At 65.9% G+C, this 8,946-nt stretch carries 4 protein-coding genes, 3 tRNA genes and 1 pseudogene; 5 read left to right on the forward strand and 3 right to left on the reverse strand.

From position 1 onward, the window contains the following. Window positions 1-8: 8 nt before the first annotated feature. The 3 genes from ACWV8V_RS17285 to ACWV8V_RS17295 form a co-directional block, all read right to left on the reverse strand. Window positions 9-1,247 carry an EAL domain-containing response regulator gene (locus ACWV8V_RS17285; RefSeq protein ID WP_259262124.1) on the reverse strand — a complete coding sequence of 413 codons (1,239 nt, stop codon included), beginning with the start codon at window positions 1,245-1,247 and terminating at the stop codon, window positions 9-11. Further along, complete coding sequence (locus tag ACWV8V_RS17290) at window positions 1,244-4,099, reverse strand: response regulator (RefSeq protein ID WP_455900302.1); 2,856 nt, start codon at window positions 4,097-4,099, stop codon at window positions 1,244-1,246. Before ACWV8V_RS17290 ends, ACWV8V_RS17285 begins: the two co-directional genes overlap by 4 nt. A gap of 153 nt (window positions 4,100-4,252) precedes the next feature. Further along, the gene (locus ACWV8V_RS17295) at window positions 4,253-7,000 is read right to left on the reverse strand and encodes a TonB-dependent receptor plug domain-containing protein (RefSeq protein WP_259262122.1); all 2,748 of its coding nucleotides are present in this window, start codon (window positions 6,998-7,000) and stop codon (window positions 4,253-4,255) included. A gap of 262 nt (window positions 7,001-7,262) precedes the next feature. Here ACWV8V_RS17295 and ACWV8V_RS17300 point away from each other — a divergent pair. From ACWV8V_RS17300 to ACWV8V_RS17320, 5 genes and pseudogenes are all read left to right on the forward strand, one after another. Further along, window positions 7,263-8,282, forward strand: a pseudogene (locus ACWV8V_RS17300) (isoaspartyl peptidase/L-asparaginase family protein). Between the two features lie 138 nt (window positions 8,283-8,420). Next, a tRNA-Tyr gene (locus ACWV8V_RS17305) sits at window positions 8,421-8,506 on the forward strand. Window positions 8,507-8,534: 28 nt separating this feature from the next. Then, window positions 8,535-8,608, forward strand: a tRNA-Gly gene (locus tag ACWV8V_RS17310). A gap of 47 nt (window positions 8,609-8,655) precedes the next feature. Further along, a tRNA-Thr gene (locus tag ACWV8V_RS17315) sits at window positions 8,656-8,731 on the forward strand. 41 nt (window positions 8,732-8,772) lie between these two features. After that, a partial coding sequence (locus ACWV8V_RS17320; RefSeq protein ID WP_239503271.1) for a GTP-binding protein occupies window positions 8,773-8,946 on the forward strand: 174 nt, incomplete at its 3' end.

Below are 8,946 nucleotides of genomic sequence, written 5' to 3' on the forward strand. Positions count from 1 at the left end.
ACACCGCCTCAGCGCGGGGCCAGTGCACCCGGCTGGCCCAGCTCAGTATGCCGGTGCGCCGCCTTTTCCTGGTCCAGCAGCGCGCCGAACGTCTCGGCCGGGATCGCCCGCGAAATCAGGAAGCCCTGGACCTGGTTGCACCCCAGCTTGCGCAGCGTAGCCAGTTCGGCGTCGGTCTCCACGCCTTCAGCGACGATGTTCAGTCCCAATCTGCTGCCCAGCGCGATCACCGTCGCCAGCGCGCTGTGCAACGCGGGGTCCCGCGCGCACCCACGGACCAGGGCACCGTCGATCTTGACCTCGGTGAAGGGGGTGCTGACCAGGTTGTGCACCGTGCTCAAGCCCTGGCCAAAATCATCCTGGGCCAGCCCGAAGCCCTTCATGCGCAGGCGGCACGCGCCGGCGTAGTAGTCGCTGACGTGGTGCGTGGTACTGCTCTCCATCAGCTCAAAACACAGGTCGGCCGGTGTGCCGCCCTGTTGCAGAGTCAGATCCAGCAGTTCGTCCGGCAGGTTGCCTCGCTCCAGAAGGTGAGGCGGCAGATTGATCGATACCGGGATGCGGAATCCCTGCTCGCGCCAGCGTGCCTGGGCCTGGATGCTGGCCTTGAGGATATGGCGCAGCACCGCCGATTCGAGCCCGTGCTGCTCGATCAGAGGCAGGAAGCGGCCAGCCTGCAGCGTGCCATGTTCGGGATGGCGCCAGCGCACCAGCGCCTCGGCGGCCACCACCAGGCCGGAATCCAGCGACTTCTTCGGCTGGAACCACGCGGTGATCTCCCCGTCATCGATCGCCCGGCGCAGGCGTTCGCGGGTTGCTTTGATCGGTACCTCGACCGGCGCGTGCGCGGGGCCTTCTCCACTGCGGGCGTCGTCCAGCCGTGCCAGCAGCTCACGCACGTCGGCCGGCGAGACCGGCTTGGGCAGGATACCGAGCACGGTGATGCCCAGCGACTCGGCCATCAGCCGCGCCGAGGCCATCATCCGCTGCGACACGGAGCTGACCAGCGCCAGCATCGGCCTGTGCTCCTGTGCGGCCAGCGCCTGGATGAACTGGATGCCATCCACGCCTGGCATCATCAGGTCCGTCACCACCAGGTCGTAGCGCTGCCAGTGGCACATCTCTATCGCGTCGGCGGCATCGCCCGAGGTATCCACGGTGACGCCGGGTGCGGCGTTGAACATGTTGGCGAGGAACCCGCGCTGGAAGGCCTGGTCTTCGAGAATCAGTACACGTTGGTGGCTCATGCCATGGCTCCTGCGGTCAATCCGCCCAGCGCACGGCGGAGGGTGGCGATATCGATCGGCTTCACCAGGTAGTCATCCATGCCCTCGGCCAGGCACCGTTCGCGCTCGTCAGGGGTGGCATTGGCGGTTGCGCCGATCACGGGCGTCGCGTAGCCCTGCTGGCGCAGGTGCCGTGTCAACGCGTGGCCGCCGAGGCCGGGCATGTTGATGTCGGTCAACACCACATCGAAGGGCTGGGCGCGGCAGCAGGCCAGTGCCTCATGACCATCGGAGGCGGTCGCCACGTGGCAGCCCAGCGTCTCCAGCTGCTCCTTGAGGATCAGCCGGTTGATCGGATTGTCCTCGGCAACCAGCACCCTCAGTCCGAGCGGGGCAGACACGATCGGTGTCGACGTGGCGACCGTCACCTGGTTTCCCTGTTGCAGGCGGAACACGGCATCGGCGATGGCACGGATGCTGAGCAGGGTGACCGTCAGCTGGTCCGGGCGCATCGGATCCTCGCAGGCCGGGTCGCCGCCGTCGGCGGTTGCGACCACGCGCGGGCCCGGCCACTCGACCGGAATGGCATCGCGCGGATCACTGTCAAGCAGGATCGCGCCCGGTTCGATCGGACCCGTTGCGTCCTCGCTGTAGCGTCGTGCCGTGGCGCCCCAGCGCTGCAGCCATTGACAGGCGCTATCGGTGAGCTCGGTGATGGCGCAGCGCACGTACACCGGGGGGTGCGGCAGCAGCGCTGGGCCGTCATCCACGGCGGCGGCGTTGATCGGGGTGCCCTCCTGTACGCCCAGCGGCAGGATCACGGTGAAGCTGCTCCCCAGTCCGGGCTCGCTCACCAGGCGCATTTCACCGTTCATCAGGCGCACCAGGTGGTCGCTGATCGACAGCCCCAGTCCGGTGCCATCGTTGCGACCCTGGGCACCTGCCTGGCGGAACGGCTCGAACAGCCGGGGATGATCGGCGGCCGCGATACCGATCCCGGTGTCGGTGACCTGCCAGCTCATGGTGGCGGTGCCGCCTTCGCAGGCGAGCAGCCTGACCCGTAATACGATGCGTCCGCTGTCGGTGAACTTGATCGCATTGCTGAGCAGGTTTCCCAGTACCTGGCGGATCCGGTCGGCATCCCCGGTCACCTGCGCCGGCAGCCGCGGATCGGTGCAGACCACGATCTGCAGCTGCTTGCGCGCCGCGGCGGCGGCATAGGCACGCAGCGTGGTTTCGGCCAGTTCCAGTGGCGAGAACGCCACGGTGGCCAGGGTCAGCTGGCCCGATTCGATCTTGGATACATCCAGGATGTCGCTGATCAGCTGTAACAGTACCGATGATGACTGCTGGATGGTCTTGAGGTACTGCGCCTGGCGTGAATCCAACGGCGTGTTGCCCAGCAGTTCCAGCGTGCCGAGGACCCCGTACAGCGGTGTGCGGATCTCATGGCTCATGGTGGCGACGAAGGCGCTCTTGGCCTGGCTGGCTTCATCGGCGGCCTGCTTGGCGGCGGACAGTGCAGCCTGGATCTGGCGATGCCGCGTGATGTCGTTGAACACGCACAGCAGTACGTCATCACCGTGGTACCGCGTGGCCGCGGACAGTACCTGCAGCTGCCGTCCATCCCGGGTCGTGAAGTCGACTCCGCGCCGGTGCGAACGACAGGGGGCAGGGCCGCTTGCGCAGCGCCAGGCGCCGGTCCAATCGCCCGTGCGGGTATCGCTCCCGAGCCAGTCGCGGGCCAACTGGTTCTCCAGCATCACCTGGGCGTCGTGGCAGCGCAGCACGCACATGCCGACCGGCGCCATTTCGATCACGGTGCTGCCGAAGTCGAAGCTGTCCCTCAGCTGCAGGTGCTGCTGATGGGCCGGCTGGATCAGCTGGCGGTCGATGCGTCGGATGAGCACACGCAGCGCGCATACAGCGGCCAGGCACAGCAGCAGCGACACTGCGGCGTGTCCGGCCAGGTCGCGCAGCAGCAGGGTGGAGGGAACGTGGTAGACAAGCCGCCAGCCGTCCTGGCCGATACTCTTGATCAGTGCCAGCCCCTGCGGCAGCCCACGCGCCCAGACGAAGGCGAACGCATCGTCGCGCTGGCCGTACAGCCAGGTCGCGGGTGGACCGGTGTCCGCTCGGCTGGAGAGTACTGGCTTGCTACGGCCGTCGAGCAGGAGGAAATCCTCGATGCCTTGTCCATTGACCATGCTTGCCACAGCGCCTGGCGCTAGCGCCAGCACCAGCCAGTTCGTGGGATCGGGCGCTTCGTCGGCGGCCCGAAACAGGTAGAGGGTGCCCCCTGGCCGGTCGGAACTCAGCCAGTACACGCTTGTGCCAGGCGCCGCACGGAGGGCATGTGCGCGTAGAAGGGAGGCCGTCAGCTCGACCGGCGGGGGCGTTGCCGGGGTCCGCTGGCCGTGCAGCCACTGACGCGGCGCGTCCGGATCGGCGCTGACGTGGATGAGCTGTGCGCTGAACTCGGCCAGCGTCCGCTCGGCGCGTGAGGACAGCAGCAGAGTGAGCTGGCGGCCATCACGACCCGTTCCCAGCGGCAGGCGCTGGACCTCGCTGTCGTCCCGGCTGGCGGGACGGGGCAGTGCGGAGGCTGGGATCGACGGCGAGGACTCCACCACCGAATCCACCAGATAGTTCAACAGCGCCTCGCGATGATCGAAGTACAGCTGGGCGCGGTAGGCGGCGGCATTCATGTCGCGGCGATGCACCGAGACATCATCGCTCAGCTGCGCCAGCAGGTAGAACCCTGCGGTGCCGATCAGGCAGAACAGCACGCAGAGCGACAGCCAGCGCAGCAATACGTTGGCCGCCACCACCGGGGCGTCAAGGGAGGAGCGTCGGGGCAGAAGACGGTGCATGCGCGCATGCTAGGAAGCGAAGGCGGGCAGGCCCATCAGTCGATCCCTAAAACCGTGCGCCGAGGCGCGAGCGCATGGCTGCGGTTCAGCGGGGTGAAAACCAACGGGCCCGCACAATGGCGGGCCCGTCAGCGATGCGATGGTGGCGGCGGATTAAAGTGCCGTACCGCCAAACTTGTGGGTGTACTGCAGGTTGATCGTCCGGCCCACGGTGTCGAACCAGGACACGTCGTAATACGGATACGGCGTATACGTCGCATCCTTCGGCGGCAGCTTGTTGGCGATGTTGACCACCGACAGCGACAGGCGCGAATGATCATCGAAGCGGTACTGCAACGACACGTTGTACCGGTACGTCGCGCCGATCCACGGGCTGTCGCCGCTGTCCGGATCGAAACTCTGGTCGTAGCTGTCGTAGGTGGGCAGTTTGCCCAGGCGCGAGCCGTACAGCGTGGCCGACCACGCCGCGTTTTCCCAGGTCACGCTCGCACTGGTCTTGGTGCGCGGAATGTCGAAACCGCTGTTGATGGCGAACTGGTCCTCGACCACATCGCCGTCAAACTGCTGGAAATCGTGCGTCTTCACCCAGGTGTGGTTGCCGCTGAGGATGAAGTCACCGATCCCGGTGCTCAGGCGGTAGCGCAGGCCCACATCGATGCCGCGGGTCGTTTCGCGCGCGATGTTGATCGGGCTCACGTGCACGCCGTACAGGCGGCCATCACTGGTGCGGGTAACCCGGCTGATCGCATCCACGCAGGTCGGCGACGCCGCGTCCGCGTCGCCCAGGCGGCAGGCCGCCTCGTCGCGCAGGATGGTGCTCACATCCATGTCCTGCACCTGGTCGCGCATGTCGATATCGAACCAGTCCACCGACAGATCCAGACCCGCTGCCGGCGACCACACAAAACCAGCACTCCACGAGGTACTGGTTTCCGGGTCCAGCTGGCGGTTGCCTTCGCGCGTGCGGATCAGGTTCTCTTCGTAATCCGAGCAGTCATCGCCGCCGTCCACCGCGCAGGCGTAATAGTCGTTGGCACTGGTTTCATCGTTGCCCGGGCCGGCATACACGTAGTGCAGGTCCGGCGCGCGGAAGGCGGTGCCGTAGGAACCGCGCACCAGCAGCGTATCGATCGGGCGCCACTCCAGGCCACCGCTCCAGGTCGCCTTGCCGATGGTGTTGCCCGAGTAACGGTACTGGTCGAAGCGGCCGGCCAGGCTGACGTTGAACGTGTCATGCAGCGGCAGGCGCAGCTCGGCCGCGGTCGCCCAGCGGTTGCGGCTGCCGTGGCCGTCCGAATCCTTCCAGCTGTAGTAGTAGTACTGCGTGGCCAGCGGGTCCGGGTTCAGTGCGTAGGACTGATTGCCGAACTCGGCGGTCGCCGCGAAGCCGGCCTTGCCGCCCGGCAGCTCGAACAGCTCGCCGTTGGTCAGGGTCAGTGCGGCGGTCTCCGTGCGCGACTTCGGGGTATAGGTGGTGCGCGCGGCGATCGAATCGTACTCGCTGCGGCTCAGCGGCCGGTACAGGCGCGCCGGGTCGGCGTTGAACACCGGGAACACGTTGTCGTCGTCATCGGTGTACTCGCCCAGCTGCTCGCCCAGGAACAGCGCATTGGCCTTGGCGGCGATGATCTGCGGCCAGCGGATGCTGGACTGGTACTGCGAATGGCTCAGCGAGGCCTCGTATTCCCAGTCCGCACCGAGCGCGCCCTTGAAGCCGGTGGTCACGCTGAAGGTCTTCTGGGTGCTGCGCACCATGCCGTTGTCGAGTCCGCCCATTTCCTCGGGGGAGAACTGGCGCTGCCAGAACTCCACCTGGTCGGTGGCCTGGTTGTAGAAGTAGCCGTCCTCATTGCCGTCGGCGGCCATGCGGCCCCACTGGGTGACATCGCGCATCAGCGCCAGGTCGTGGTAACCCATCTGCACATCGGCGAACCATTCCGCGCCGTTGTCGAACGCGTAGCGCAGCGAGGCATAGCCATTGGCACCGCGGCGCTTGCTCAGGATCGTGCCGTAGCCGATCGAGCGGTCGCTGCCGCAGTAGAAGCCATACCGCGCACGCTCGGCGTACTGGGTGCTGCCGTTGTTCTGGCCGGCCAGCGCATCGCAGGTGGCCTGGCCCGGGTCCAGGTAGTCGTCGTTGTAGTCGGTGCGCAGGTAGGCGCGGCGCAGGGCACGGGCGCTCTCGGTCGGCGCGTCCAGCGTGGAATCCTGCTGGCCACGCTCATAGGCCCACAGCGGGGTCTGCGACTGCAGCTCCAGGCTGTAGACCGCGCTGAAACGGCCGGCGTCGAAGCCACTGGCGATGCTCATGTCGAAGGACTCACCACCGCCTTCGCTGGTGGTGCCCATGCGCATGTCGACCGTGGTGCCATCCACCTGCTTCTTCAGGATGAAGTTGACCACGCCGGCGATCGCGTCAGAGCCATAGATCGCCGAGGCGCTGCCGGTCAGCACTTCGATGCGCTCGATCATCCCGATCGGGATGTTGGAAACGTCGGTGAAGTTGCTGCGGCCCTGGAAGGGCATCGGGAAATCGGCGATGCGGCGGCCGTTGACCAGCACCAGGGTGTGGTTGGGGCCAAGGCCGCGCAGGTCCACCTGCTGCGCACCGGGGGAGAAGTCCGCGCCGCTGGAGGACTGCTGGCTCTGGGTCTCACCGCCGTTCTGGGTCATCGAGCGCAGCACGTCCGGCACGCTGGTGAAGCCGCTGGCCTGGATCTGCTCGGCAGTGATGACGGTGACCGGGGCTGGCCCCTCCACCTGCGCGCGCGGAATGCGCGAGCCGGTGACCTGCACCGTATCCAGTTGCTGCACCCCGGGGGCGGGCGTCTGGGCACCCGCAGTTGCGGCCACACCCATCAACGCCAGCTGGATCGACCACGCCATCGCCTGTTTACGCATGAGAATTCTCGAGAAGAAAGTGTCGGCCTCGAGGGAGGCCTGTCCCCCATTCACATTTCGCGAATGGACGGCGCGCATTTAACGCCTTTTTCACGGGGTTGACCACTGCCAATTTCTCTGGCACAGGGTGGAAGCGCTTTCAGGCCCATTCTGTTCAGGCTCGTCAATGCCCACAACGGTTTCCGCGCTTCAACCCGCCCGCCCTACCCACGGTGCGCTGCCGTCGCCATGATGGGCATCCGCCCCTCCGAGTGCCTTGCCCATGTCCCGTTCCAGCAGGTTGCTGCTCTCGCTGTATCTGTCGATCCCCTTGGCTGCCAGCGCTGCGGCGGCCGAGCCGGTGCTGGTGATCCATGGCGGGGCCGGGGTGGAGCGCAAGGATCTGTCGCCAGCCGAGGAAAAGGCCGCGCGCGCTGCCTTGCAGCAGGCCTTGTTGAACGGCCACGCCGCGCTGGCCGCCGGCAAGCCGGCACTGGAGGCAGTCACCGCGGCGATCACCGTGCTCGAGGACGATCCCACCTTCAATGCAGGCAAGGGGGCGGTGTTCACCCACGATGGCCGCAATGAACTGGATGCGTCGCTGATGGATGGCGCCACGCTCAAGGCCGGCGCGGTGGCCGGTGTGCAGCGTGTGCGCAACCCGATCCTGCTCGCCGAAGCGGTGATGCAGCATTCGCCGCACGTGATGATGGTGGGGCAGGGGGCGGAGGCCTTCGCCAGCAGCCAGGGCATGACCCTGGTGGATCCGTCCTACTTCCGCACCGACAAGCGCTGGGAGCAGCTGCAGAACGCCCTGAAGGAAGAGGCCAGTGGGCAGGCGCACGCCGATCTGGAAACGGCGCGCCACTTCGGTACGGTCGGCGCGGTTGCACTCGACAAGGACGGCAAGCTCGCCGCGGGGACGTCCACTGGCGGAATGACCAACAAGCGCTATGGCCGCGTCGGCGATTCACCGATCATCGGCGCAGGCACCTATGCGGACGCGGGATGCGCTGTGTCGGGCACGGGCTGGGGTGAGTACTAAATCCGCACGGCGGCCGCGCACGATATCTGCGCCCGCATGCAGTACCTCAAGCAGGGCCCGGTGGAGGCCGGGCGTGCCGTGATCAACGAACGCATTCCCGCACTCGGCGGCGATGGCGGGGCGATCGTGCTCTCCGCCGACGGTCGCGCAGCGACGCCGTTCAACACGCAGGGCATGTATCGCGGTTGGATCGGGGCCGATGGCGTGCCACACGTGGCGATCTTCGCCAGCGAAACCCTGCCGTTGCCAGGCCAATAGCCTGTCCCGACAAGGCAATTGCAGATTCGTGTGAAAAAATTCAAAAAGGTTGTTGACAGAACCCCCGTTTATCCCCAAAATTCACGGCTCTTCCACCCCACACCGAAAACGCTTCGGCGCCACGGGACAGGGTGGTAAGGAGGGATACCCAAGCGGCCAACGGGGGCAGACTGTAAATCTGCTGGCTTACGCCTTCGGTGGTTCGAATCCACCTCCCTCCACCAGTTTCATGTTGTGGCAAGAGCTTCCGATGCGGGAGTAGTTCAATGGTAGAACCTCAGCCTTCCAAGCTGATGGTGCGGGTTCGATCCCCGTCTCCCGCTCCATTGAATGAATTTGAATATATTCAAATTCGTGCCATAATACAAAACTCGCTCACGTAGCTCAGTCGGTAGAGCACCTCCTTGGTAAGGAGGAGGTCGAAGGTTCGATTCCTTTCGTGAGCACCATCTAAGTGCTACCAATTCAGACGATTTCGAGATAAGCAGCCATGGCCAAGGGTAAGTTCGAGCGCACCAAGCCGCACGTCAATGTCGGCACCATCGGTCACGTTGACCACGGCAAGACCACGCTGACCGCCGCACTGACCAAGATCGGTGCCGAGCGCTTTGGCGGTGAGTTCAAGGACTACTCGTCGATCGACGCCGCGCCGGAAGAAAAGGCG

The sequence above is a fragment of the Stenotrophomonas sp. Ker107b genome, assembly GCF_053847245.1.